Raw genomic sequence first — 23231 nt, 5'->3', positions numbered from 1 at the left:
TCAAGCGCGTGACCGCGAGCCGAGGTCGACGACCCCGGCCGGCGGCAGGCCCGCGGCGTGCTCCAGTACCTCGCAGAAGGCCTCGACATGGCTGCTCACGTCGGGGTTGGTGGCCGTCCATGAGGCCCGTAATTCCAGCTGGTGGGCGCGCGGTGGTCCGGAGATGTCGCCGTAGCGAACCGATGTGGTGGCGGTAACGGTGCCGCCCAGTGCGGTCACATGCTCGGTGCGCGTCTCCAGCGCCTCCGCCAGCCAGCTCCACGCCACCTCTGGCAGCAGCGGGTCGATGGCCTCGTGGGAGTCGAGGTCGGCCTGGATGTATGCGACCAGGCGGATGGTGCCGTCCCAGGCATCGGAGCCATCCGGGTCGTACAGCAGAATCAGCCGGCCGAACGCGTCGCCCTCTGATCGCTCCGGGACGATGTCGAGGTCGGGATGTTTGACTTCGGCGCCCAGGGCGTAGCTGTAGGGCGCCAGCCGCTGCGGCGGGCGGATGGGGCCGAGCTCGATTTCCGGCCGAACGGTGACGGCGTTCATCGCCGCTACCGCGTCGCGGAATGGGGCCGGTTCTGCTGAAGTCATGCGCCACTCCTCAGCATCGCTGCGCTCTGCATCGTCGTTGGCGGGGTCATGCGCCACTCCTCAGCATCGCTGCGCTCTGCATCGTCGTTGGCGGGGAACTCACAGTTTCCGACGGTAGACCTATCGTCCGACACGCGAAATCAGGCGCGCCGAATCGCGGTCAGCTGTCGGAGCCGTCAACAAATCGCGCTGGGCGCTTCTCGCGGTGCGCAGCCAGACCTTCGCGCACGTCGGGGCCGCCGAACCCGATGAATTCCAGGCCAAGCGACGTTTCGAAGGCCGGCCCGAACATCCGGTACCAGTGATTGAGGCTGCGTTTGGTCCAGCGGATGGCGTTTTGGGCGCCGCCGGCCAGATTGTCGGCAAGCCTGGTTGCGGTGGCCAGCACCTCGTCGTCGTCGACGCAGGTCGAGACCAGGCCAATGCGCTCGGCTTCTTCGCCGGAGAGAACCTCGCAGGTCAGCAGGTAGTACTTGGCCTTGGCCATGCCGACCAGCAGCGGCCAGCAAATCGCGGCGTGGTCACCGGCGGCGACCCCGAGTTTGGTATGTCCGTCGATGATCTTGGCGGTCCGGCCTGCCACCGAGATGTCGGCAAGCAAGGCAACCACCAAACCGGCGCCGACGGCGGGACCCTTGATGGCCGAGACCACCGGTTTGTCGAAGTTGACCAGGTTGAGCACCAGATCGCGGGCCTCGCGCAGGATGCGGATCCGGCCCTCGTAGTCATTGATGGTCTCGTCGATCAGATCGAAGCTGCCGCCGGACGAGAACGCCTTGCCTTCACCGCGGACCAGGACCACTCTTACCGCGGGGTCGCGATCGATCGCCGGCCAGATGTCGGCAAGGTCGCGGTGCATCTGCGGTCCCACCGAGTTCAGCCCGGGGGCATCGAGGACCAGTTCCAGCACGCCGTTCTCTCGGGTTTGGCAGCGCAGGCTGGGGAAGTCGTCGTAGCTGACCGGCATCGGATCGATGTTACGCAAGGGCCGCACGGCGCCCGTGGCAGCATTGACGTCGATGAGTACGCGTCGCGACCTTACCCAGTCGCCCTATCTGGCCGCGGTCGGCGGCCGCAAACCGAGCCGGGTGCCGGTGTGGTTTATGCGCCAGGCCGGGCGTTCGTTGCCCGAATACCGGGCGCTGCGCGAACAGCGCAGCATGCTGGCCGCCTGCTTCGAGCCGGAGATGGCCTGTGAGATCACCCTGCAGCCGATCCGACGCTACGACGTCGACGCGGCGATCCTGTTCTCCGACATCGTGGTGCCGCTGCGCGCCGCCGGAGTCGATCTGGACATCGTCGCCGACGTCGGACCGGTGATCGCGCAGCCGGTGCGCACCGACGCCGACATCGCTGCCATGAAACCCCTTGACCCCCAAGCGATCCAACCCGTCTACGAGACCATTGGGCTGTTGGTTGGCGCGCTGGGGGAGGTGCCGCTGATCGGTTTCGCCGGTGCGCCGTTCACGTTGGCGTCCTATCTGGTCGAAGGTGGCCCGAGCCGCCACCACGCCCGCACCAAGGCGATGATGCTGTCCGAACCGGCGAGCTGGCATGCGCTGATGACCAAGCTGACCGACCTCACCATCGCGTTCCTGCGTGGCCAGATCCACGCCGGGGTGGACGCGATCCAGGTGTTCGACTCGTGGGCGGGCACGCTGTCGCTGGCCGACTACCGGCAGTACGTGTTGCCGCACAGTGCGCGGGTGTTCGGCGCGCTGGCCGAACATGGGCTGCCGATGACCCACTTCGGCGTGGGGACCGCGGAGTTGCTGGGTGCGATGTCGGAAGCGGGCGCCACAGTCGTCGGCGTCGACTGGCGAACCGCACTGACCGACGCCGCCGCCAGGGTGGTGCCCGGCACCGCGTTGCAGGGCAACCTGGATCCGGTGGTGGTGCTGGCGGGCTGGCCGGCGGTGGAACGGGCCGCGCGCGCCGTAGTCGACGACGGCCGCCGGGCGGTGGATTCCGGGGCGGGCGGTCACGTCTTCAACCTGGGCCACGGTGTGCTACCGGAGACCGATCCCGGCGTGTTGACCGATCTGGTGTCGCTGGTTCACTCGCTGTGACCTCCTATTGCGTTGTGGGCGGCGGCATTTCGGGGTTGACGGCCGCCTACCGACTGCGCATGGCGGTCGGGGACGACGCGACCATCACCGTGTTCGAGCCCGGCGACCGGCTCGGCGGGGTGCTGCGCACCGAGACCGTCGGCGGCCAGCCCATGGATGTCGGCGCCGAGGCTTTCGTGCGGCGCCGCCCCGAGATCCCGGCGCTACTGGCCGAGCTCGGGCTATCGGGGTTGCAACTGGACACCACCGGCGTTCGGCCGCTGATCTACAGCCAGGGGCGGCTACACCCGCTGCCGTCGGAGACGGTGGTGGGAATTCCGTCGTCGGCGGCATCGGTTGCCGGGCTGGTCGACGATGCCACGATGGCGCGCATCGAGGCCGAGCCCGCGCGTGCGTTCAGTTGGCAACCGGGCAGCGATCCGGCGGTGGCCGAGTTGGTGGCCGACCGGTTCGGCGAACAGGTGGTGGCCCGGTCGGTGGACCCGTTGCTGAGTGGGGTGTATGCGGGTTCGGCGGCGACGATCGGGCTGCGCGCGGCGGCCCCCAGCGTGGCGGCGGCCCTCGATCGCGGTGCGGCGTCGTTGACCGACGCGGCGCGCCAGGCATTGCCGTCCGCGACCGGGGCTCCGGTGTTCGGCGCTTTGGCCGGCGGCTACCAGGTGCTGGTCGACGAGCTGGTCGCGCGCAGCCGGCTGCAGTGGGTGCGGGCCGCGATCGCCCGGGTCGAACCCGGTTGGGTCCTGCGCGATGAAACCGGTGCGGGCTGGCCCGCCGACGCGGTGATCCTGGCTGTCCCGGCCGCGCAGCTGGTGCGGCTTCTGGGTGAGCTGGCGCCGCGTACGTGTGCGGCCGCGAACCGGGTGGTGAGCGCCTCGTCGGCGGTCGTGGCTCTTGCGGTACCCGCCGAGACCGCATTCCCGCAGTGCTCCGGGGTGCTGGCGGCAAGCGGCGAGCCGCTGCGCTCCAAGGCGATCACGTTGTCGTCGCGCAAATGGGGGCGGCACGGGGACGTGCAGCTGTTGCGACTGTCGTTCGGGCGGTTTGGCGACGATCTGGCTACGACCGCTTCCGATGACGAACTGCTGGGGTGGGCGTTGAGCGACCTCGTCGATGTATTCGATCTGGCCGTCGACCCGGTCGACGCTCGTGTGCAGCGCTGGATCGGTGCGATGCCGCAGTATGGGCCCGGCCACGCGGAGCTGGTTGCCGAGGTGCGCGCCGGCCTGCCGCCGGGCCTGGCCGTAGCCGGCAGTTATCTGGACGGAATCGGCGTACCCGCCTGTGTCGGGGCGGCGGGGCGTGCGATCGAAGCGCTCGAAGCGGAAGTGGCACGATAGGTTTCATGGCCAAACTCGACTTCGATGCTCTCAACTCGACCATTCGCTACCTGATGTTTTCGGTGTTTTCGGTGCGGCCGGGCGCACTGGGCGATCAGCGTGAGGCCGTCGTCGACGATGCCGCAACGTTCTTCAAGCAGCAGGAAGAGCGCGGCGTCGTGGTGCGCGGCCTCTATGACGTCGCGGGCTTGCGCGCAGACGCCGATTTCATGATCTGGACCCACGCCGAGCGTGTCGAAGCGCTGCAGTCCACCTACGCCGATTTCCGGCGCACCACGACGCTGGGCCAAGTCTGCACACCCGTGTGGAGCAGCGTGGCGCTGCATAGGCCGGCGGAATTCAACAAGAGCCACATCCCGGCGTTTCTGGCCGGCGAAGAGGCCGGGGCCTACATCTGCGTGTATCCCTTTGTGCGGTCTTACGAGTGGTACCTGCTGCCCGATGAGGAACGCCGCCGCATGCTCTCCGAACACGGCATGGCCGCCCGTGAATACAAGGATGTGCGGGCCAACACGGTGCCGGCGTTCGCGTTGGGCGACTACGAATGGATCCTGGCCTTCGAGGCCCCGGAATTGCATCGCATCGTCGACCTGATGCGGGAACTGCGGGCCACTGATGCCCGGCGCCACACCCGCGAAGAGACGCCGTTTTTCACCGGTCCGCGGGTGCCGGTCGAGCAGCTGGTGAACTCGCTGCCATGACAGCCGTCGACGGCGACGATGCAGTGGGGGCACCTCCCGCTTGCGGGGGACGCAGCGATGAGGAGAAGCGTCGCAATGGCTGAATTCGACCCCACCGACCCCGCCCGCTTCGAGGAGATGTACCGCGATGCGCGGGTCTCGCACGGCTTGCCGGTGGCCACGCCGTGGGACATCGGCGGCCCGCAGCCGGTGGTCCAGCAACTCGTCGCCGTCGGCGCCATCAAGGGCGAAGTGCTCGACCCGGGTACCGGCCCCGGTCACCACGCGATCTACTACGCATCAAAGGGTTTTTCGGCCACCGGTATCGACGGTTCCGCGGCCGCCATCGAGCGTGCTCACGCCAATGCCCGCAAGGCCGGGGTTGCAGTCGATTTCGAGGTGGCCGACGCGACCAAGCTGGACGGGTTCGAAGGGCGCTTCGACACCGTCGTCGACTGCGCCTTCTTCCACACCTTCAGTACCGCACCGGACCTGCAGAAGTCCTATGTGCAGGCGTTGCGGCGGGCCACCAAGCCCGGAGCGCGGCTGTACATGTTCGAGTTCGGCGCGCACGACGTCAACGGGTTCACCATGTTGCGCTCGTTGTCGGCCGACGATTTTCACCGGGTGCTGCCCGCCGGCGGCTGGGAGATCACCTACCTGGGGCCCACCACTTACCAGGTCAACGTCAGCACCGAGTCGATCGAGATGATGGCGGCGCGAAATCCCGACCTGGCCGACCAGGCCCAGGAATTGCTGGAACGGTTCCGGGTGATGGAACCGTGGCTGAACAACGGTCGGGTGCACGCCCCGTTCTGGGAAGTGCACGCCACGCGGGTGGACTAGCTTCGCCGAAACTGTAGTTAACGCGGATAAGTGCGAGAGTGCGGGCCGCGCTAACTACAGGCTCGCGGTCCTTAGACAGCGCCGGGGACCAGCTTCAGCGAGATCGAGTTGATGCAATAGCGCTTGTCGGTTGGGGTGGGGTAGCCCTCGCCCTCGAACACGTGGCCCAGGTGGCTGTCGCAGTTGGCGCACAGCACCTCGATGCGCTTCATACCCAGCGAGTAGTCGGTGCGCAGGAACACCGCGCTGGATTTCGCCGGGTCGAAGAACGACGGCCAGCCGCAATGTGAGTCGAATTTCTCTGTGCTGCGGAACAATTCGGCGCCACACGCCCGGCATTGGTAGACGCCCTGGGTCTTGGTGTCGGTGTACTCACCGGTGAAGGGGCGTTCGGTGCCGGCTTGGCGCAGCACGGAAAACTCCTCCGGGGTGAGCTTCTTACGCCACTCGTCGTCGGTGAGCCGCAGCTTGGGGGTCATGCGTCTACGCTAGCGCGATCCAGGCCGTCGTCCAGCCGGTTCTCCGCCTTGGCGTCCAAGTAGCGGAAGTACAGCACGGTGAAAGTGACGATCAGCAGCAGCGACCAGCCGTAGGTGATCTTCAGGTATTCCAGCGCCCGGCCCCAGCGCATCCAGTTGAAGAGCAGCCAGCGGTCCAGCGTCATGAAGCCGTAGATTCCCAGCCACGCCGGCCAGTTGCGGATCACCGAGTTGGGCAGCACGACCGTCATCAGGAACGGGAACAGCATCATCGAGTAGTAGCCCTGCGCCAGCGACATCACCAGCCATGACCACAGCAACAGCACGCCCGACGACGTGGTGAACCAGAACAGCGGGTCTCGGGTGCGGTAGTAGCGGTACAGCAGCCACAGCGCGCCGACGGCAAGAGCGGTGAACAGCAGCCGCAGCACGATGATCAGCCAGGTGGGTAGGCCGAAGTACACGCCGTTGCCCTGGATCGAGCTGTTGAAGTAGTCGCGGGTGCCCAGGATGTAGGGCAGTGTGCGGGTGAAGAAGTCCATCGGGTGGGGCACCACCGGGAGCGCCGCCAGGTTGACGACGACGGGAATGCCGATGGCGGCCACCAATGCCCGCCACTGGCGGTTGAGCAGCGGGAGTAACAGCAGCGGGCCGAGCAGGGGTTTGAGCACCAGCGTCAGCCCGATGGCCAGGCCCGCCCACCACTGACGGCTGGCCCGGCCGTCCAGCAGCCACCGGAGGAACAAAACCTCCAGCAGCAGAATGCAGCCGTTGATGTTGGTGAACACCAGTGTGTTGGTGACGGTTTCGGTGCAGAACATGGCCAGGATCAGCGCGGGCGCGGCCACCGAGGACAGGGTGAAGTTGAACATCCGCAGCAGCAGATACGCGGCGACCAGGATGGCCACGGTGTTGATCGAGATGAACAGGTAGCGCGACGGCGCGAACGGCAGGTACCCGAAGGGTGCCATCAGCAGCGTCCCCCCCGGCGGATACAGATAGTGCGGGTCGACGTAGTCGAAGTGCTCGTTGTAGATGTCCAACCCGTGCCGAAAGTTCGACACCGCCCGGTAGACCGGCTTGAAATCATCGGTGATGTTGCCGTTGGTCGTCAGCACGATGCTGCGGTGCAATACCGACAGAATGGCCGCGGGCCACAGCACTGCCCGCAGAATGGATGCGGTGCTCGGGGGGCCGGTTCGGGTCGAGTCAGCTGCCGTCACCAGCGCACCGTACCCCGCCCGAACTCTCAGGCGGGACAGTAGGTGTCGGTGCCGGGCAGCTTGCCGCTGTCCAGATAGCCGACGATCGGCGGCACCGCGCACGCCGAATAGATGCTGGCGCCGTGGCCGATGCCCTGCCACATCACCCGCTTGCTGGCCGCGTTGGCGTTGATGACGGTGGCCGCCGTCGCGGCGACGCCGTCGTTGCCGACGATCGGGTCGTTCTGCACGCCCAGCAGCAAGACGTCGACCTTGAGCTGTTTGGGTGCTTGCGCCGGCGAGCCGCTGGGCCAGTGCAGGCACTTGACCAGGTTGAGCGCGGCGACCGTCCCGAACTGCGGATAGAGCTTGGCCCAGGCGACCACGAGTTCGCGCACCCGGTCCGGGGTCGGACGGTTGATCGCGTCGCTGCAGACGTTGACGAATTGCCCGTCGGTGTCCTGCATGGCATCGGCGCGGTTGATCAAGTTGGACAGCGGGTTGATGTCGCCGGAGTTGGCGGCCGCCAGCGCATTGGCCAGGGTCGTGGTGTTGTTGACGCGGTCGCCGGCGGGGAAGCCCAATGCGATGGTGATCGCGTTGGCGATGGACGCCACCGACGTGCGCCCGGGCGCCTTGCCGGCCTTGGCGGAGTTCAGCAGGGCACTGACGGCGGCTTTGGGATCGGGGCCCAGCGGGCAGTTCACGGCGACGCATTGCGCGGCGAAGGCGTCGAGTGCGGCCTGCTGCCCCTTGACCTGTTGTTCGGCGGCGGCTTCGGCGTTGACCCCCAACGCAACCGGCGAATCCAGGATCAGCCTGGCCACCTTGTCGGGACGCGACCCGGCGTAGGTCAGTGCCACCTGGGCGCCGTTACCGATGCCGACGAGGGCTAGCGCGGGAACATCCCAGATGTTGCGCAGTCGCTCGATGTCGGAGGCGGCGTGCGCGTTGTCGTAAGCGGAGTCGCCCGGAGCGATCGCGTCGGTGCAGTTCGTGGTGGCGGTGTTGGAGATTTCGGAGAGGTTGGCCACCGGGTCGTCGCCGGATTGGAACTGGGCCTGGTCGCGCATCTCCTCGCGGTCGAAGTGGTCGCGGCAGTCGATGGGACTCGACATGCCCATGCCGCGGCGGTCGACGGCGACGATCGGGTGGCCCTTGAGCACGTCGGCGCCGGCATGCGACAGCCAGACCGGCAGTTGGGTCGACGAGGGTAGGTCGGAACCGGTGGTGAAGACCAGCGGACCCGCATCCTTGGGCGTCTGCGCGGAGCGGGCGCGGACCACGCCGATGCTCACCGATCCGGAACCGCCGTTGACCGGGTCGAGATCGGCGTCATAGCTGGCGCAGTCCAGCTTGACGCCCGGGGCGGCCGGGACACCGGCGTCGGCGTTGACCCGTGACGTGCAGTCGCGCCAGGACAAGTCGTTCTTGGGAGCGGCGATCGGTGGGGGACCGCTGGGCTTGGGCGTCGTGGTCGCTGCGCCCTGCGGCTTTGCGCCGGAGTTGGTGGCAAAGCGCGGGTCGGCACCGAACACCGGGACGCAGGCTGTCAGCACCGTGGTGACCGCGACGACGACCGTGGCAGCCCTGATGCGCCGACTCATGCCGACCACAGTAGCGGGGCCTACCGTCAGGCCTTGACGTAGCGGGTGTAGAGATAGCCCGCATCGTCGGTGAGGACGTGCGCACAGCGCATCCGGGTCAACAGCTGGGTCTGACCCGTCACAATCCGGCGCGACAGGCCGCCGACCACGCAGGGCGAGATGGTCAGACACAGCTCGTCGAGCAGCCCGCGCTCGATGAACGCGCCGAGCAGCATCGGCCCGCCTTCGGTCAAGATGCGGCTCAGCCCGCGGGCCTGAAGCCGGGCCAGGACGGCGGCCTCGTCAACGCTGTGTGGATCGCCGGCGGAGCAGTCGATCACCTCTGCCAGGCCCGCGAGCCGCCGGCGGGTTTCGTCGGTGACTGCCGTACAGGTGAGCACCAGGGGCGGCACCTCGGTCCGGGTGAACACCGCCAGGTCGCGGTCGAGGCGACCGGACTTGGTGACGATGGCCAGGGGCGGCAGCTCACCCTGGTTCCGTGCTACCCGTTGCTGGCGCTGAGCGACGCTCAGCTGTGCACCCGAGTAGCCCTCGAGGCGCACGGTGCCCGCGCCGACCACGATGACGTCGGCCAGTTCGCGCAACACGATGAAGACGGCGCGGTCTCCGGGGCCCGCCAAGGTGCCGCTGAGGCCTTCGACGGTGGCCGCGCCGTCCAGGCTGGTGATGAAATTCGCCCGCAACCACGTGCCGTTTAGATCGGCCGGATATGCGTAGAACGCGGGCAGTTCGTGGTTGGCGAGCTCGCGATCCGAGCCGAGCAGCGTCAGGGAGGTCTCGGCGGCCAGGCCCGCGGCGATGCCGGCCTCGAAGTCGGGCATGAACTCGATTGCAACACGCCGCTACAGTGCGTGCATGCATGGGGTGGGCCACCTGGTTGATCGGCATCCCTCGGTTTCGCCGGAGCGGTTGATCGCCCAACTGCGCCCGCCGCCGACGTTCGCCGAGGTGAGCTTCGCGACGTATCGGCCCGACCCGGCCGAGCCCACGCAGGCCGCGGCCGTCGACGCCTGCCAGTACTTTTGCCGGCAGGCCGTCGAGCGCCGGGCGGGGCGCAAGAAGCTGTTCGGCAAGCGGGAGGCGCTGCCCGGTGTCGGGCTGTACCTCGACGGCGGGTTCGGTGTGGGCAAGACACACCTGCTCGCCTCGGCCTACTACCAGTTGCCTGACGTGCCCGAGCATCCCACCGCGTTTGCGACATTCGGCGAGCTGACCCAACTGGCCGGGGTGTTCGGTTTCACCGAATGCATCGATCTGCTGGCCGGCTACACCGCGGTGTGCATCGACGAATTCGAGCTCGACGATCCCGGCAACACCACGCTGATTTCGCGGATGCTGTCCTCACTGGTCGAGCGGGGCGTGTCGGTGGCCGCCACCTCCAACACGCTGCCCGAGCAGCTCGGCGAGGGACGGTTTGCGGCGCAGGACTTCATACGCGAAATCAACACGCTGGCAAGGATTTTCACCACGGTGCGCATCGAAGGGCCGGACTACCGGCACCGCGACCTGCCGCCGGCGCCGCCGCCGCGGTCCGACGAGGAGGTCGCCGGGCGCGCCGCTGCGGTAGCAGGTGCGACGATCGACGACTTCGACGCTTTGTGCGCACATCTGGCGACCATGCATCCGTCGCGCTATCTGACCCTGATCGAGGGCGTGACCGCGGTGTTCATCACCGGGGTGCACGGCATCGACGATCAGAACGTCGCGTTGCGGTTGGTGGCCCTGACCGATCGGCTCTATGACGCCGGTATCCCGGTGGTGGCCTCGGGGGCCAAGCTGGACACCATTTTCAGTGCGGAGATGCTGGCCGGCGGCTACCGGAAGAAATATCTGCGGGCCACTTCCCGGCTGCTGGCCCTCACGGCCGGTCCAGTTTCCGAACCATGACGTAGTCGTTTTCCAGGTTGTCGCCGAGTTGAAACGTCCTGGTGCCGCTGATGGTGAAGCCGCTCTTTGTGTAAAAGCGTTGTGCGCGTGCGTTTTCCTGGTTGACGCCCAGCCAGATGTGGTCCAGGCCCCAGTCGGCGCCGAGGGCCAGCGCGGCATCCATCAGCATTGTGGCGACGCCCTGGCCGTGAAAGTCGGCCAGTACGTAGAGCTTTGACAGCTCGGCGGCGTTGTCGTCGGAACCGTCGCGAACGAGCATGGCATAGCCGACGATTCGCCCGTCACGGCGTGCGGTGACAATGGCGCGCCGGGGGTCGTTCAAAAACTCGGCGAAGCGCGCCGCGGACAGATTGGCGTCGATGAACGCGGCGATGTTCTCGGGTGTGGTTGACGTGGGGCAGGCCAGCGGAAAGGCTTGTGCGGCAACGGCGGCGAGTTCTTCGGCGTCGACGGATTCCGTCGTGGCGAGCTGGACGGTCAGGTCAGAGATTCCACTGCGCCAGGTGCTCGCCGGTCTTGCGGTCCAGCAGCACGACAACGGAGACCGGATCGCGGTAGGCGTCCCAGTACACCCCGCCGCGAACGATCGCGCCCTGCGGGGCATTGCCCAAAGCCGCGTCCAGCCAATCGGGCGCGTCGCACGGCCGCGGCTTGTAGGCATCGGCGAAGGGCGTCACTCCGTTGAAACTGAAGTTGGTGGCCATGATGTAGGAGTTGGGCACCCGGACCGCGCGGACCGTCACGTCGGCGCGGGCCACCGAGCTGTCGGGGAAGCTTTTCACCGGCACGCCGCTGCGGGTGTAACCGAAGCCGGGTGGCGGGTCGACCGGGACCACATTGCTGACCGTGACGTCGGCGACGTAGGTTCCGGTGTCCACCCGCAGCGTGTCGCCGATGTGGCCGATGGGCGCGTCGCCGGCCCACGCGCGCGGCGCGGCGACGTTGACGGCCAAGACCCCCGCGGCGGCGACGAGGAAGGTGTACAGCACGATCAGCCAGCGGCGCATCTTCGCATGATTACACATGCGGTGACGCCAAGGGGAGGGGTCGTGAAGGGTTAAGCGGGGATTAGCTGACACCTTCCTCCCAGGAAGTGCTGCCAGGCTGATCGCCATGCACGTCGACCCGGGCCCGCTGACATTGGTTTCCGCCGTTTCCGCCTGGCATCTGGACGCCAGTTCCGCGGCCGTTATCGTGGCGCTGGCCGCCGGCTACCTCTGGGCTTACCGGCACGGCGCCACAGTTGCGCGCGGCCAGGCTTGGTCCTGGGGAAGTGGCATCGTGTTGTGGATCATCGCCACGCTGAGCGCGGTCGGGGAATACGCGTACTTCTTGTTCTGGGTCCGCGCGTTGCAGGTGCTGCTGCTGCTTTTCGTGGTGCCGTTTCTGCTGGCGCAGGGCCGGCCGGTCACCGCGCTGCGCGACGCTGTAGGGCCGAGCGGCCGTGATCGCATCGATCGGCTGCTGTCGACCAGGTGGGCACGCATACTGCTACATCCGCTGACCACCTCACTGGCAATGCTGGCCACGCCGTGGCTGCTCTACATGACACCCTGGTACACCGCGGCCCTGCAGCAGGAGTGGATCGGCGCTGTAACCCGGATTCTGTTGGTAGTCATCGGTTTCGGCTACTTCTATGCCCGGCTGCAGGCCGACCCGGTGCCGCGCAGGTATTCGCAGTTGATTTCTTTGCTTATCTCGGTCGCCGAGACGCTCGGTGACGGGGTGCTGGGTTTGGTCGTGTGGCAGGGGCCGTTGATTGCGACGGCGTATTACTCAGGGCTGCATCGGCTTTGGGGTCCCGATCAGCGGCTGGATCAGACTATTGGCGCCGGCGTGCTGTGGATTCTCGGCGACGTCGTCGGGCTGCCGTTTGTGCTGCTGCTGATGCGTGCGCTCTCCCACGACGAAAAGAAGCAGGCGGTTCAGGTGGACGCCGAATTGGACCGCGCGCAGGCGGTGGCGACTACGACGCAGTCGACGCTGTGGTGGGAGAACGATCCGCAACTCAGTGAGCGCTTCCGCTCCCGCCGGTGATCGATTCCAGTGCGGCGATCAGATCCGTCTCGACTTGCTCTTTGTTCGCGCCGCACTGATGTAGCGGCCCGGCTCCGTCTTCGAGTTCCAGCAGCGCCAGCAGCAGATGTTCGGTGCCGATGTAGTTGTGGCCCAACCGAAGTGCCTCACGGAAGGTCAGTTCGAGCACCTTGCGTGCCGGGCCGCTGAATGGGATCAGCTCGGGGGTTTCGGCCCCGGCCGGGGGTAGCTGCACGGCGGCGCGCAAGGCTTCGGTGTCGATTTTCTGTCGTTGCAACAGCACGGTGGCCAGCGCGGCCGAATCGCTGAGTGTGCCCAGCACCAGATGGTCAGGGGTGATCTCGGTGTTGCCCGCTTCGTGCGCGGCGTTCTGGGCGGCAACGACGGCGTTGCGCGCCCGCGCGGTGAACCGCCCGAAGCCCTGATTGGGGTCCAAGGTGGTGGCCTCGGCCTTGGGGACGAAGCGCTTTTGCGCGGCCTGTTTGGTGACGCCCATGGCCTTGCCGATCTCGGTCCAGGAGGCTCCCGAGCGGCGTGCCTGATCGACGAAGTGCCCGATCAGGTGGTCGGCGACCTCGCCCAGGCTCTCGGCCGCCAAGACGGCGTCGGCGAGTTGATCCAGCGCGTCCGGATGCACTTGCTTGATCGCGTTGATCAATTCGTCGAGGCGTACGGGGTAGGCGATCTTCGTCGGTTCGACCATGGCGTCAACAGTAGGTTGACGCCCACGGCGGTGTCAACCTCGGGTTGACGTGAGCTTTGTGGCCGGGTATTCCGGCAGAATTCACGCGCCGTTCGCCGCAGCAGCGACGCGCTCGGCAGCGCTTTGGAACAATCACGGGGTCATGAAGCTTCTGCTAACAGTGGCCGGCGTCGCCGCGGTGATCGGCTTGGCCGCACCGGCGCGCGCCGACGTCAACCAAGATCAAGCGTTTCTGGTGGCGCTGGGCAGTGCCGGCATTACCTACCAGAGCGCCGACAACGCCGTAAAAGCCGGCAAAAGCGTGTGCGACATGGCGAAGTCGGGCAAGCCGGCCATCGACGTCGTCAAGGTCCTGCAAGACGGGAACCCGGGGCTCAGCCAGACCAATGCGGCGAAGTTCACCGCGATCTCGGCCGGTGTGTACTGCCCGGATCAACTGCCCGACAGCAGCAAAGGCGGCTAGGCCTGCGGGTCAACTCAAGGTGCGCATCAGGTCGCAGAATTCCGCGGCGGTGTAGTTGCGGTGCCACTGATCGAGGTAGACGTCCTTCGGGAGGATGAGGACGTCGACGTCGCCTTCTGCGACGACCGTGGCGTTTCGAACATCGCCCCGGATCACCCCGGTGATGCCCAGTGGCTCCCAGGGATGGACGCAAAACGAGTCGTAGCCTCCCGACGGGTGGCCACAGAGCCCGGGCGCCAATGGTATGTACACGAACGTCGCCCTTGCGCCGACTTCGGTCAGGCACTCGCCGGGGGACAGGTGTCCCAGGCGCGCGTTGCGGAAGCCGAGATCGGGATCGATGTGTTCGGTCTTGTAGCCGCGGGTTGCGACGTTGCGCAGCAAGGTGATTCGCTGCTCACGGTCCCATTCGATCGCGTTTGCGGCGAGAAAACGTCGGCGTTCCGGCTCGGGAGCGCTGCGCAGCGATGGAACGCACAGCACGCGGTCGGCGAGGCCGGGACTGCGGGCAATCACGACGTCGGCGACCAATGTCGCGAATTCGGGATTGTCCTCGGTGTGCTCGAGTAGCACACGGGCGTCGTTGGCACCCGCCACGCCGGCGAAGCTTTCGACCACGTCGGACTGGATGTCGTCGACGACGACGGCAGCGTTGCGCACCGCGCGGCGCATCGCCTCGCCCGATCCGAAGCTGCCGTGAAAGAAGGCGAAGCGCAGATGGCCTTCGGGGGTGATCTCGGATACCTCGATGTTGGCCTCGCCGGCATTCAGTGCGTTGTCTGCCTCGAGCAGGAAAGTCCGCCCGTCGCTGTCGTGCAGGGCGTAGACGGCGTTGGCGGTTTTCTGGTCGATGAAGATCTGGTAGCTACCGGAGGTACGCAAGTGGGTGCCTCGTTGCCGCAGCGCGTCGGCGCAGCGCAGACAGCGAATCGTGTCGATGACGTCGAGAACGAATTCCTGGGCCTCGGGGTCGGTGGCCTGCAACCAGGAAAATGCGGTGCGGTCGAAGTCGGCGTAGTGGCGATCGAGCACGGCCTTGCGGTGCTCTGCCAGCGCCGCGGCGCCGGCGACCTGCTGCAAGGCGGCTTCGTGATGAGCTCGTTCGTCCTGGGTACGGGCCTTGTCGCGGAGCTTCTGGTGATACAGGGCCTCCAGTGGATGGCTCAAGACGTAGCGCATCAAGTCGCGTAGCGCGGTGGTGTCGTTCAGCTTGGCGGGGGGCACGGCGCTCTTGCTGTGAGCGTAGGCCAGCGCGGCGAGCTCCCGCATGATCCGCTGTGGTGGCCCTTCGAGGATGCCGGCGCTGGTCATCCGTAGCACGTGCCAGGCCAGGTTCCCGGTGTTCTCCGTCCAGAGGATGTCGACGATCTCGTCGAAGGCCGGCCCGAAAGGTTCCTGGGCGGCGAACTCCGCGTGGACTAGTCGTCCGAACGGATTCACGTCGGACATGCCGATGTCATGGACGTAGGCGAGCAGGCAGCCGTAGCTCGTCATGCGTTGCCGGCGCAGCGGCGTGCGCTCAGAGACCTTGACTCCCAACACATTCCCGATCACGCCGACGATGCGGTGAGCGACGTCGCGCGCGTGAATGACACCGTGATCGGTGAACAGCGCCAGGTGGCTCAGCGGATCCTTGAGGAAGCCGGGATCGGTTGCCGCCTCTTCGAGAGTGAGGCTGGCGTTGACCTTCGAGTAGTAGTTCTGCTCCAGCAGCTCACGGATGCGCGGGGCAAGCAGCAGATCCAGTGGGGGTTCGGTATCCGGCCGCGTCATACCGCTTTCACCAAGCTGTCGGGTCGAGCCGCTCACTTCGCCAAGTGGCCGGCGACGAGCATTCGTGCTCGACGATCTCACGTTCGGACAGTCCGGTCCAGGTGTTTGACGGACATAGGCCGCGATGACGCCGTTGTCGGGCCGGGACAATTCTGTGCAGCGCCGTTGTCGGTTTCCGGCAAACACCGCGGCGCCGGCTCACCCCACCATGGAATTACCAATCCAAATTTCAGTTGCGGAGGTGTGTGTCTGATGGGCGGCGTCGAGCGAATTGACGGCGGACCCAGGTCGGCGATCGTGATCGGTGCCGGCATCGCCGGATTGTCAACGGCGTGGTTTCTACAGGAGCGCGGAGTCGACGTCACGGTGGTAGACCGCACCGGCGTTGCGGCCGGTGCGTCCTGGGGCAACGCCGGCTGGATCGCTCCCGGGCTGACTCTTCCGCTGAACTCCCCATCGGTGCTTCGCGGCGGGCTGCGTTCGGTGTTCGACCCGACCGCCCCGTTGCATATGCCGCTGACGACCGACGCGGACCTCGGTGCCTTCTTGATGCGTTTCGTCGCCAACTGTCGGCGATCGTCGTGGCAGCGGGCGCTGCGGGCCAACGTAGCGCTCAACGAGGAATGCATCGAAGCATTCGACGTCCTGATCGCCAACGGGGTCGATGCTCCGGTGACCGACTCGCCGATCACCGCCGTATTTCGCGAGACCGCGTCAGCGCAGCGGCTGATGGCAATGTTGCGCCAGCTCGAAAAGGCCGGCCAGACAATAGATGTCATCGCGCTGGCGGGTGAGGCGTTGCGCGAGCAGGTGCCGCTGGCGTCGCCGGCGGTCACCGCGGGGCTGAACATCAACGGTCAGCGTTTCCTCGACCCACGGCGATTTGTGGAAGCCCTGGGCCGCTCGGTGGTGGCCCGGGGGGCCGTGGTGCGCGGGCTGGAAGTCGACGATGTCGTCAGCTCACGCAACGGCGCGGTGGTCTATGCGCGCCGCAGCGACCCGCTGACCGCGGACGCGGCCGTGATCGCGACCGGGGCGCGGTTGTCGCGGCTGGCGGGCCGGTGGTTGCATGTCCCGGTGGCCGCCGGTCACGGCTACTCGTTTACGGTGCCGGTGGATCGCCCGATGCCAGGGCCCATTTATTTTCCGGACGCGCGGGTGGCGTGCACGCCCTACAAAGGCGCGCTGCGGGTTTCGGGCACAGTGCAATTCCGTCACCCGCATGAACCCCGTGCAACCCAGCGGGTGGATGCCATCGTCGCCGCCGTCAGCCCCATGCTGGACGGGGTGCGCTGGGACGTGCGGAGCAACCTGTGGGTTGGAGCGCGCGCGGTCACCCCCGATGGCCGGCCGTTGATCGGTGAAGTGGCGCGTGATGTTTACGTGGCCGGCGGTCACGGCATGTGGGGATTGGCGCACGGGCCGGTGACCGGTCGGCTTTTGGCCGAACAAATCACCACCGGCAAGCAACCACAAGGTCTGGCCGAGTTCGATCCGTTGCGCCGGACCGGCCGCAGCATGTCCCGGTAGCCCGACCGGGACGTGCTGCGGCCTCGGGCGACACTCTGTTCGATACGTAAGGGAACTCATTGAAAATGACCAGAAGCCAACGCATCTGGATGACGCGGCAGGCCTGTCCCTGTCTGCACAGCGAACTCGCCGAGCTGCGTTCGCGGCGCAGCATCGAGGTGCCCGACGACTTGATGGATTACCACGCGAGTGTCGGGGCCGGCTATTCGGCGCGACGAGCGCGCATCCGCGAGCTTCAAGAGGTGTTGAACGACGCGGATGCCAGCGAACCCGCGGACCAATGTGGCTGCGCGCTATGAAGGGAACGGAAATGACTGACGCGAGATGTGCGCGGATTTCGCCGCAAGCCTACGAGCGGCTGAAAAGGGAACTGGCCACGCTGCGTCAGATGTATTCGGGGCCAGTGGCTGACGGCGGCGCCGACGAAAGCAAGGCCGCTGTCCAACGGGCGTGGCGGTTGCGGATTAAACGGATCCAGGATCTGTTGGTCAACGCCGCCGTGGGCGAGGACCGCCGCGATGAGGCGACCGAGCCGGGCACGGTTTTGACCGTCCCCTACGACGACACTGCCGACACCGAGGTCTTCCTGCTACGGGTGCGCGGCGCTGAACGCGGCGACGTGCAGGCTTACTCGAACCGATCCCCTCTCGGGGCTGCCATTGAGGGCGCACGCAGTGGCGCACGCCGCATGTGCACCCTGCCCAGTGGGGCTGACGTCACCGTCACTTTGCTCAAAGCCGGTCCGTACGGCGTTCGCACGGCTGGTGGGGTGTAGAGCTTCGGTTACCCACGCGCACAAGCGATTTAAGGGAGAGGGGGGATCGCGCGATGTTTGACTTGATTGAGCCGGCGGCGATGATATTGCTTCTCATGGCGGGGTATTTCCTGGTCATGGGCGTTGTTGCCGGACGCAGGTAGCGAATTACGTTGAACGACAAATTGACCGCAGGAGCGACACGGTTTGGCACCCATCAAGTCTTAACGCTACCGGTCAATTAACGACTCAGGACGCTCGTGCGCTGTCGCTAGCTTGCGGTCTGTTGTGACACGCCGAGGGTGGCCGCCCTAATCCCTTACGGGCGCTTCGCGTTTGGCTGCTGGTCGGCGGCGGTGGTTTCGTATGGCCAGGTATGCGCCGTTGCCGGCCATTGCCGCGCCGGCGACGATCTGCAGCACCGATGCTACGTCGGTGGAGCCGTACCACCCGCCGACGATCAGGATGAAGCCGCATCCAAGAGAAATTGACGGCGCCATGCGCTTGAATTGTTCTGTCGCGTCGAGATCGGACCGAACAACAAGGCGCACCAAACCCACAATCAGTATCCCGACAACAACGACTGCCGCAGAAATCTCTAGCGCTATCAAGATCGCCAACGTGTTACCTCACTCCCCGGAAACAGGTATATGGCCGTCACCAGGCTCGGCGACAGCGAGCCGGTAACCGGCTATCAGCAGGCCGATACCCGCAGCGCCCATCGCAAGGGGTCCGCCGGAAGGGGAGAGAGCGGCTCCAATAAGAGCAGCTTCGAAACCCCCCATACGCTGCAGTAACTCGGCTCCGTCGACATTGCCTCCGTGGGTTTTGTTGAACCACGCGACGAACTTGTCGTAGTCGATGTTCTGCCGGATGAGGGCAAGTCGTAGCTGGTCGGCGGTGACATTGGGTGCCGGCGGGTCCGGGATCGGCCGATCATGGAGCTGGTAGTCGGTGAAGTCTTGGAGAGGTTTTGGCAATCCCGTGGGTGGTCCGGGTGGAGGTTTAGCCGGGTTACCAGCGGCCGGAGGTGGTTTCCCGTCGGGTGTGTCCCACGGTGCAAATGGCGGGGGCTGGTCACCATGTTCGTTGAAGTCGACCAACTGCACCCCGTTGCCGGCCGCGGCAATACCTGCGCTTTCCCAGACCGGCTCTGCCCGCGGTCAACTGGCCAGCAACTTTCGAGTCTGCGCCCTCCAATTGCTCTGCGCGCAGCCGGATGTCAGCGGCGAACGCTTCCGCTTGGGCTTGGCGCATGGCGTGTTCTGCTGGGTTAGTGCTGCGGGTGTCGGTGACCGACAAGTCCTCTCCGACAATGAATCCCGCAGTTTGCGCGTCTTCGACTCCATACAGGACGCGCCGCTGGGCCGCGCTGATGTCACCGGCGCCGTTGCGGGCTACTCCGGCTGCCTGCCGTAGCTGGTCGGCTTTGGCGCGGACGACGGATAGATCGGTTGCGGTGCGTTGCCGCAGCGCGTCGCCGCCGGCGCCGTGCCAGGTGATCGTATGGGACTGGTTGCGCATCGTTATGAATGCGTCCTCCCACCGGTCGGCGGTCTCATTTCAATAGCGGGCGGCGTCGATGAGATGTTCGGTACTCCACGCCTGGATCTGCGAGAGTGTGGCGGGCATCTATACCTCCGTCACCGGTGTCACGGCGGCCAGCGCGCCCACCGATGTGGCCTCCTGGCTGGTGTATCCCGCTGCCGCCGTGGTCATCCCGGCGGCCGTTGCCTTTGTCCGCGCTGTAAAGGCCGCTGCGGCAACGCCGAGCGCCGCGTTGATACCGTCTACGGCCGCAGTGGTGGCCTGGAATGGTTGCCCAGGCGACGGCGCCGCGTCCGCCAGTTGGGAGGTAAGCGTTTCCCACTGGCCGGCCGTAGCTTCCAGCTCCGCGCGGACGACCTGCACTGCATCTTGGCCCATAACCGCACGAGGTTACGCGGCCCCACACATGGATTGCTATTTCAGACCGGATGCGGCATCCCATGACCAGCCGCCGGCGTCGCGGTACCTCAGTGACCGCGGATGCATTACTCGATTTCCACCGGGTTGAGCACTTAGGAACCGGGGCGGGAGCAATGATCAGAGGTCTGTGGATGAGCCTCGGCGAGGCGGCGTGAATGGGCCCATCTTCCCGGGGATGATCTGAAGTCCGATTGTCTGACCGAGGACCGGCGTTGGCGCGCTGGTTCGGGAAGGTACGCCCATGCTCACGGTAGTTCACGATGTTGATGAGTCCAATGACGACACCGTCGCTTCGGGCGTCTCGGTTCTCGATGAGATCGTGCGGGACGGTGCCCGCAAGATGCTCGCGACGGCGCTGAAGGCCGAAGTTGCGGCCTATCGCGCAGTTCAGCGATCACGTTGATGAGCGCGGGCATCGGCTGGTGGTGCGCAATGGCCACCATGACGAGCGCACCGCGTTGACGGCCGCCGGTGCGGTGCCGGTTAGGGCCCCGCGGGTCAACGACTAACGCGTTGACGCTGACACCAGTAAGCGGTGCCGGTTTTCGTCGGCGATCTTGCCGGCCTGGGCGCGTAAATCACCGCAGATGAGCCGAGGTGTTGCCGCTGCTGCACCTACACGGACTGTCCAGCGGGGATTTTGGGTCTGCCCTCAAGCAGTTCCTGGGCACTGGTGCGGGACTGTCGGCGTCGGCGATCACCCGGCTGACCGCCCAGTGGCAGGATGAAGCCAAAGCATTTGGCGCAAGCGATTTGTCGGGCACCGATTACGTCTACCTGTGGGTGGACGGTATTCAACTCAAGGTCCGAGTGGAGGACGAGAAACTTTGTTTGCTGGCGATGATCGGGGTGCGCGCTGATGGCCGCAAGGATCTCGTCGCACTGGCCGACGGCTTTAGTGAATCCAGCGTGTTGTGGGCTGATCTGCTGCGCGATTGCCGCCCCCGCGGCATGACCGCGCCGGTGCTCGCGGTCGGCGACGGCGCCCTGGGCTTCTGAAAGGCGCCCTTGAGGCCAAGCTGAACCGGCAGGCTGCCCGGCCTGGGCGCCTCAGATGGTTTGGTGGCGCCCAAAGAATTCGTGGTCCTCGTTGTAGCCGCCGTGGCCGCTGCCCAGCTCGCCGTAGTGTGCGACAAACTCAATGCCCTTTATCCACTTGACATGTCGGAAGCCATGTTGCAGTTCATTGCGTAGCCGCAGCGGCGCGCCGTGGCCATAGCTCACCGGTTCGCCGTTCATGTCGTAGGCAAGCATGCTCAGGTGGTGACTCATCTGCTCGATCGGGTGTGCGACGTAGTAGATTCCGCCATCGGCGCCGGGACCCAGGGAGTAGAACACCACCCATTTCGCCTCGGGTAGCGGCTTGACGATGTCCATGACCGTCTGCATCGACACGCCACCCCATTTGGCGACACCCGACCAGCCCTGAATGCAGAAGTGCTGGGTGATTTGTTCGTGGTAGGGCAGATCATGCAAGTCGGCCAGCGAGAACTCGGTCGGGTGTTCGACGAGGCCGTAGACCCGTAGTCGCCAATCCACGAAGTTGTTTTTCTCCAACTCCTTGTATTCGACGGTCTCCGGGTAGGTGCCGTTGTGCCAAAAGTACGGTGAGACATCCTTTTCGGTGAAGGCACCCGGCTTTGGGTTCGCGTACTCGAACAGCCGCTGCAGCGGCCCGATGAGGGCGTAACCGACGCGCTGCACCACGCGGGGGTGGCGGAAGGTGAAAGGCGTTGCGGCGACCCAGCCGATGGCCACCACCACCATGGCCGCGGTGAAGATGGCGAACCCGACCCAGCTGTTGTCGTCGCGCGCGGCGAACATGTGGTTGAGGTTGCGCAAAGCTTCGGTGGCGAAGACCAACGTGACGTGGACGACGATGAAGAACAGGAAGTACACCAGCACCAGGAAATGCAGCGAGCGTGCGGTCTGGATGCTCAGGCGCTTGCTGATCGCGGTCAGGCGCATCGACAGGGCCGGCGACATGCCGAGGCCGGTGACAACGGCCAGCGGCGCGGCGACGAAGACGGTGACGAAGTAGGCCAGTAACTGCAGCGCGTTGTAGGCCACCCAGGTGTTGTCTGTCGGCCAGCTCAGCGAAAGATATTGGAGTGCAACCGATATGGCATTTGGGAAAACATCCCAGCTGGTCGGCACGATGTGTCGCCATTGGCCGGTAGCGAACAACAGCACGTAAAAGACCGCACCATTGGACAACCACAAGACATCCACGCCGAGGTGCCACCACCGCGCCAGCCCAATGGAATGGCGAATACCAGGCAATCCCAATTGACCGGGCAGACCAACCGAATCGTCCTTGGCCGTCCACAGCGGGTCATCGGGCACCGGCTTGGCCACACGCAACCACTCGTCTTTGCCGGGAGTGGCGTTGCGGCTGAAGTAAAGCCGCGGATGATCGCACAGGATCTGAATCCCCGACCGGATGATGAACATCATCAAGAAAAGGTTGAAAAAGTGCGTCCAGCCGACCCACGCGGGTATGCCCGGACTGACCCCGGAAGGCACATGGCTACCGGGATGGCGCTGAATGAACTCCTGCACGGCAGGTACGTTGTGCAGGCCTTTGCCGATCGCCACCGCAGCGACGAGCAGGGCGAACCCGATGGGAATCAGCCACAGCAGGTTCAGCCATTTGTCTCGACCGACGCGCAGCCGCGGCGCGATCGCGCGCTTGTCTTCCAGCCCGCCGGCCCAGGTTTCTGGGTTGACGATGTCCTCGGCAAGGTGCAATTCGTTGCGATAGGCCACCGCCTGCTGCCCGTTGTGGGCGGGGTTGTTTGACTTGAGCTTTTCGGTGTCGTGCGCGGCGGTGACAGTTCCCTGGGAATCGACGCTGTGGCTGTTATCGGGGGAGTGCTGGACGTGGAATATATTGCCGGCCATCGGATCTCGCTCGGTTATTTTGTACAAAGGGTATTTGTATAAACTCTACGCCTGGCTTAGGTGATCGGGAACCCGGGTGTAGGCGTGATGGTCAACACATGCATGCTTTGGTGGAGTGCTTGGGTGGTGGTTGGTCTGCGTCTTCGAGGCCAGCGGCTGGTGCGATGAGTGCGGCGGCCTGACCGAGGAGGGCTTGCGTCTGCTGAGGGCATCGACCGGGTCCGTGTCGGTGCTGGCTCGGTATGCGCCGGCGTTGTGAAATGGCGTGCGCGACTGTGGCGGCCAGCTTGTGCAGGGCCCGCCAAAGTGGGATCGCGCGAGGCCGTATTTGGGCCGAAGCGCGCCGCTCGCACCAGGCCACCTCACCAACCACCTGACCAAAGTCTTCGCCGACGGAAGGCCGATTCAAG

At 65.8% G+C, this 23231-nt stretch carries 23 protein-coding genes and 3 pseudogenes; 11 read left to right on the top strand and 15 right to left on the bottom strand.

Translation table 11 applies throughout. The features are described from left to right. The 3 genes and pseudogenes from BST12_RS14385 to BST12_RS14380 form a co-directional block, all read right to left on the bottom strand. On the bottom strand, positions 1-582 hold the full coding sequence (locus BST12_RS14385; protein ID WP_083113835.1) for a DUF3000 domain-containing protein: 582 nt from the start codon (positions 580-582) through the stop codon (positions 1-3). A gap of 14 nt (positions 583-596) precedes the next feature. Further along, a pseudogene (locus tag BST12_RS34865) lies at positions 597-664 on the bottom strand (hypothetical protein); the annotation flags it as partial. A 78-nt stretch (positions 665-742) separates the two neighbouring features. Further along, positions 743-1549 carry an enoyl-CoA hydratase/isomerase family protein gene (locus BST12_RS14380; RefSeq protein WP_083113834.1) on the bottom strand — a complete coding sequence of 269 codons (807 nt, stop codon included), beginning with the start codon at positions 1547-1549 and terminating at the stop codon, positions 743-745. A gap of 52 nt (positions 1550-1601) precedes the next feature. Here BST12_RS14380 and hemE point away from each other — a divergent pair, with 52 nt between their 5' ends. The 4 genes from hemE (at position 1602) to BST12_RS14360 (ending at position 5514) form a co-directional block, all read left to right on the top strand. Beyond that, complete coding sequence (gene hemE / locus BST12_RS14375) at positions 1602-2651, top strand: uroporphyrinogen decarboxylase (RefSeq protein WP_083113794.1); 1050 nt, start codon at positions 1602-1604, stop codon at positions 2649-2651. Further along, positions 2648-3988 (top strand): protoporphyrinogen oxidase, encoded by a 1341-nt coding sequence (locus BST12_RS14370; RefSeq protein WP_139801683.1) that lies wholly within the window; start codon positions 2648-2650, stop codon positions 3986-3988. Before hemE ends, BST12_RS14370 begins: the two co-directional genes overlap by 4 nt. A 5-nt stretch (positions 3989-3993) precedes the next feature. Then, entirely contained in the window at positions 3994-4689 is a 696-nt protein-coding gene (gene hemQ / locus BST12_RS14365) for a hydrogen peroxide-dependent heme synthase (RefSeq protein ID WP_083113793.1), read from the top strand. Positions 4690-4764: 75 nt separating this feature from the next. Continuing rightward, positions 4765-5514, top strand: a complete 750-nt coding sequence (locus tag BST12_RS14360) for a class I SAM-dependent methyltransferase (protein WP_083113792.1) — start codon at positions 4765-4767, stop codon at positions 5512-5514. 71 nt (positions 5515-5585) lie between these two features. Here BST12_RS14360 and msrB read toward each other — a convergent pair whose 3' ends face one another. The 4 genes from msrB to BST12_RS14340 are packed head-to-tail and all read right to left on the bottom strand — an operon-like array spanning position 5586 to position 9623. Next, positions 5586-5993: a peptide-methionine (R)-S-oxide reductase MsrB gene (gene msrB / locus BST12_RS14355; RefSeq protein WP_083113791.1), complete on the bottom strand. Its 408-nt coding sequence runs from the start codon at positions 5991-5993 to the stop codon at positions 5586-5588. After that, positions 5990-7246: an arabinofuranan 3-O-arabinosyltransferase gene (gene aftC, locus BST12_RS14350; protein WP_083113832.1), complete on the bottom strand. Its 1257-nt coding sequence runs from the start codon at positions 7244-7246 to the stop codon at positions 5990-5992. The genes msrB and aftC overlap by 4 nt, the downstream gene beginning before the upstream one ends. Next, positions 7243-8802, bottom strand: a complete 1560-nt coding sequence (locus tag BST12_RS14345; RefSeq protein WP_083113790.1) for an alpha/beta fold hydrolase — start codon at positions 8800-8802, stop codon at positions 7243-7245. Before BST12_RS14345 ends, aftC begins: the two co-directional genes overlap by 4 nt. Before the next feature lie 26 nt (positions 8803-8828). Next, complete coding sequence (locus BST12_RS14340; RefSeq protein ID WP_083113789.1) at positions 8829-9623, bottom strand: pyrimidine reductase family protein; 795 nt, start codon at positions 9621-9623, stop codon at positions 8829-8831. On the opposite strand from BST12_RS14340, the gene zapE reads away from it, so the two are divergent. Beyond that, on the top strand, positions 9622-10689 hold the full coding sequence (zapE, locus tag BST12_RS14335; protein ID WP_083113788.1) for a cell division protein ZapE: 1068 nt from the start codon (positions 9622-9624) through the stop codon (positions 10687-10689). The genes BST12_RS14340 and zapE overlap by 2 nt on opposite strands. Here zapE and BST12_RS14330 read toward each other — a convergent pair. Beyond that, positions 10661-11179 (bottom strand): GNAT family N-acetyltransferase, encoded by a 519-nt coding sequence (locus BST12_RS14330; RefSeq protein ID WP_245850305.1) that lies wholly within the window; start codon positions 11177-11179, stop codon positions 10661-10663. The genes zapE and BST12_RS14330 overlap by 29 nt on opposite strands. Beyond that, positions 11172-11696: a hypothetical protein gene (locus BST12_RS33425; RefSeq protein ID WP_245850303.1), complete on the bottom strand. Its 525-nt coding sequence runs from the start codon at positions 11694-11696 to the stop codon at positions 11172-11174. Before BST12_RS33425 ends, BST12_RS14330 begins: the two co-directional genes overlap by 8 nt. A gap of 106 nt (positions 11697-11802) precedes the next feature. Here BST12_RS33425 and BST12_RS14325 point away from each other — a divergent pair, with 106 nt between their 5' ends. Then, positions 11803-12726, top strand: a complete 924-nt coding sequence (locus BST12_RS14325) for a cytochrome c oxidase assembly protein (protein WP_083113786.1) — start codon at positions 11803-11805, stop codon at positions 12724-12726. Here BST12_RS14325 and BST12_RS14320 read toward each other — a convergent pair. Next, positions 12698-13429 carry a Clp protease N-terminal domain-containing protein gene (locus tag BST12_RS14320; RefSeq protein WP_083113785.1) on the bottom strand — a complete coding sequence of 244 codons (732 nt, stop codon included), beginning with the start codon at positions 13427-13429 and terminating at the stop codon, positions 12698-12700. The genes BST12_RS14325 and BST12_RS14320 overlap by 29 nt on opposite strands. A gap of 142 nt (positions 13430-13571) precedes the next feature. On the opposite strand from BST12_RS14320, the gene BST12_RS14315 reads away from it, so the two are divergent. After that, the gene (locus BST12_RS14315; protein ID WP_083113831.1) at positions 13572-13892 is read left to right on the top strand and encodes a DUF732 domain-containing protein; all 321 of its coding nucleotides are present in this window, start codon (positions 13572-13574) and stop codon (positions 13890-13892) included. A 9-nt stretch (positions 13893-13901) separates the two neighbouring features. On the opposite strand, the gene BST12_RS14310 is transcribed toward BST12_RS14315, so the two are convergent. Further along, entirely contained in the window at positions 13902-15665 is a 1764-nt protein-coding gene (locus BST12_RS14310; RefSeq protein WP_083113784.1) for a hypothetical protein, read from the bottom strand. Positions 15666-15917: 252 nt separating this feature from the next. Here BST12_RS14310 and BST12_RS14305 point away from each other — a divergent pair, with 252 nt between their 5' ends. The 3 genes from BST12_RS14305 to BST12_RS14295 all read left to right on the top strand — a co-directional run bounded on the left by BST12_RS14305 (position 15918) and on the right by BST12_RS14295 (position 17970). After that, positions 15918-17195 carry an NAD(P)/FAD-dependent oxidoreductase gene (locus BST12_RS14305; protein ID WP_083113783.1) on the top strand — a complete coding sequence of 426 codons (1278 nt, stop codon included), beginning with the start codon at positions 15918-15920 and terminating at the stop codon, positions 17193-17195. Positions 17196-17260: 65 nt separating this feature from the next. Next, entirely contained in the window at positions 17261-17494 is a 234-nt protein-coding gene (locus BST12_RS14300) for a hypothetical protein (RefSeq protein WP_083113782.1), read from the top strand. Positions 17495-17505: 11 nt separating this feature from the next. Continuing rightward, positions 17506-17970, top strand: coding sequence for a GreA/GreB family elongation factor (locus BST12_RS14295; RefSeq protein WP_083113830.1), 465 nt, complete (start codon positions 17506-17508; stop codon positions 17968-17970). 290 nt (positions 17971-18260) lie between these two features. Here the strand turns inward: BST12_RS14295 and BST12_RS14290 are convergent, their stop codons facing one another. The 3 genes and pseudogenes from BST12_RS14290 to BST12_RS14280 form a co-directional block, all read right to left on the bottom strand. Beyond that, positions 18261-18569 carry a hypothetical protein gene (locus BST12_RS14290; RefSeq protein WP_139801682.1) on the bottom strand — a complete coding sequence of 103 codons (309 nt, stop codon included), beginning with the start codon at positions 18567-18569 and terminating at the stop codon, positions 18261-18263. Between the two features lie 9 nt (positions 18570-18578). Continuing rightward, positions 18579-19581 (bottom strand): annotated as a pseudogene (locus BST12_RS34860) (hypothetical protein). Further along, positions 19582-19875 carry a hypothetical protein gene (locus BST12_RS14280; protein WP_083113780.1) on the bottom strand — a complete coding sequence of 98 codons (294 nt, stop codon included), beginning with the start codon at positions 19873-19875 and terminating at the stop codon, positions 19582-19584. A gap of 283 nt (positions 19876-20158) precedes the next feature. On the opposite strand from BST12_RS14280, the pseudogene BST12_RS14275 reads away from it, so the two are divergent. Then, positions 20159-20913: pseudogene (locus BST12_RS14275) on the top strand (transposase); the annotation flags it as partial. Positions 20914-20967: 54 nt separating this feature from the next. On the opposite strand, the gene BST12_RS14270 reads toward BST12_RS14275, so the two are convergent. Then, on the bottom strand, positions 20968-22821 hold the full coding sequence (locus tag BST12_RS14270; RefSeq protein ID WP_083113779.1) for a molybdopterin-dependent oxidoreductase: 1854 nt from the start codon (positions 22819-22821) through the stop codon (positions 20968-20970). Positions 22822-23231: the final 410 nt, after the last annotated feature.

This window comes from Mycobacterium angelicum (assembly GCF_002086155.1).
GTDB lineage: Bacteria > Actinomycetota > Actinomycetes > Mycobacteriales > Mycobacteriaceae > Mycobacterium > Mycobacterium angelicum.
Note: the sequence above shows the minus strand (reverse complement) of the source record. Positions and strands in the feature narration are given on the sequence as shown.

Bases quoted from the DNA above. Each gene is read 5' to 3' on its own strand.
- hemE (WP_083113794.1), top strand. From the start codon at position 1,602: ATGAGTACGCGTCGCGACCTTACCCAGTCGCCCTATCTGGCCGCGGTC.
- BST12_RS14325 (WP_083113786.1), top strand. From the start codon at position 11,803: ATGCACGTCGACCCGGGCCCGCTGACATTGGTTTCCGCCGTTTCCGCC.
- msrB (WP_083113791.1), bottom strand. From the start codon at position 5,993: ATGACCCCCAAGCTGCGGCTCACCGACGACGAGTGGCGTAAGAAGCTC.
- BST12_RS14300 (WP_083113782.1), top strand. From the start codon at position 17,261: ATGACCAGAAGCCAACGCATCTGGATGACGCGGCAGGCCTGTCCCTGT.
- BST12_RS14380 (WP_083113834.1), bottom strand. From the start codon at position 1,549: ATGCCGGTCAGCTACGACGACTTCCCCAGCCTGCGCTGCCAAACCCGA.
- BST12_RS14385 (WP_083113835.1), bottom strand. From the start codon at position 582: ATGACTTCAGCAGAACCGGCCCCATTCCGCGACGCGGTAGCGGCGATG.
- BST12_RS14340 (WP_083113789.1), bottom strand. From the start codon at position 9,623: ATGCCCGACTTCGAGGCCGGCATCGCCGCGGGCCTGGCCGCCGAGACC.
- BST12_RS14360 (WP_083113792.1), top strand. From the start codon at position 4,765: ATGGCTGAATTCGACCCCACCGACCCCGCCCGCTTCGAGGAGATGTAC.
- BST12_RS33425 (WP_245850303.1), bottom strand. From the start codon at position 11,696: ATGCGCCGCTGGCTGATCGTGCTGTACACCTTCCTCGTCGCCGCCGCG.
- BST12_RS14315 (WP_083113831.1), top strand. From the start codon at position 13,572: ATGAAGCTTCTGCTAACAGTGGCCGGCGTCGCCGCGGTGATCGGCTTG.
- hemQ (WP_083113793.1), top strand. From the start codon at position 3,994: ATGGCCAAACTCGACTTCGATGCTCTCAACTCGACCATTCGCTACCTG.
- BST12_RS14270 (WP_083113779.1), bottom strand. From the start codon at position 22,821: ATGGCCGGCAATATATTCCACGTCCAGCACTCCCCCGATAACAGCCAC.
- BST12_RS14345 (WP_083113790.1), bottom strand. From the start codon at position 8,802: ATGAGTCGGCGCATCAGGGCTGCCACGGTCGTCGTCGCGGTCACCACG.
- BST12_RS14310 (WP_083113784.1), bottom strand. From the start codon at position 15,665: ATGACGCGGCCGGATACCGAACCCCCACTGGATCTGCTGCTTGCCCCG.
- BST12_RS14320 (WP_083113785.1), bottom strand. From the start codon at position 13,429: ATGGTCGAACCGACGAAGATCGCCTACCCCGTACGCCTCGACGAATTG.
- BST12_RS14295 (WP_083113830.1), top strand. From the start codon at position 17,506: ATGACTGACGCGAGATGTGCGCGGATTTCGCCGCAAGCCTACGAGCGG.
- BST12_RS14280 (WP_083113780.1), bottom strand. From the start codon at position 19,875: ATGGGCCAAGATGCAGTGCAGGTCGTCCGCGCGGAGCTGGAAGCTACG.
- BST12_RS14305 (WP_083113783.1), top strand. From the start codon at position 15,918: ATGGGCGGCGTCGAGCGAATTGACGGCGGACCCAGGTCGGCGATCGTG.
- zapE (WP_083113788.1), top strand. From the start codon at position 9,622: ATGAACTCGATTGCAACACGCCGCTACAGTGCGTGCATGCATGGGGTG.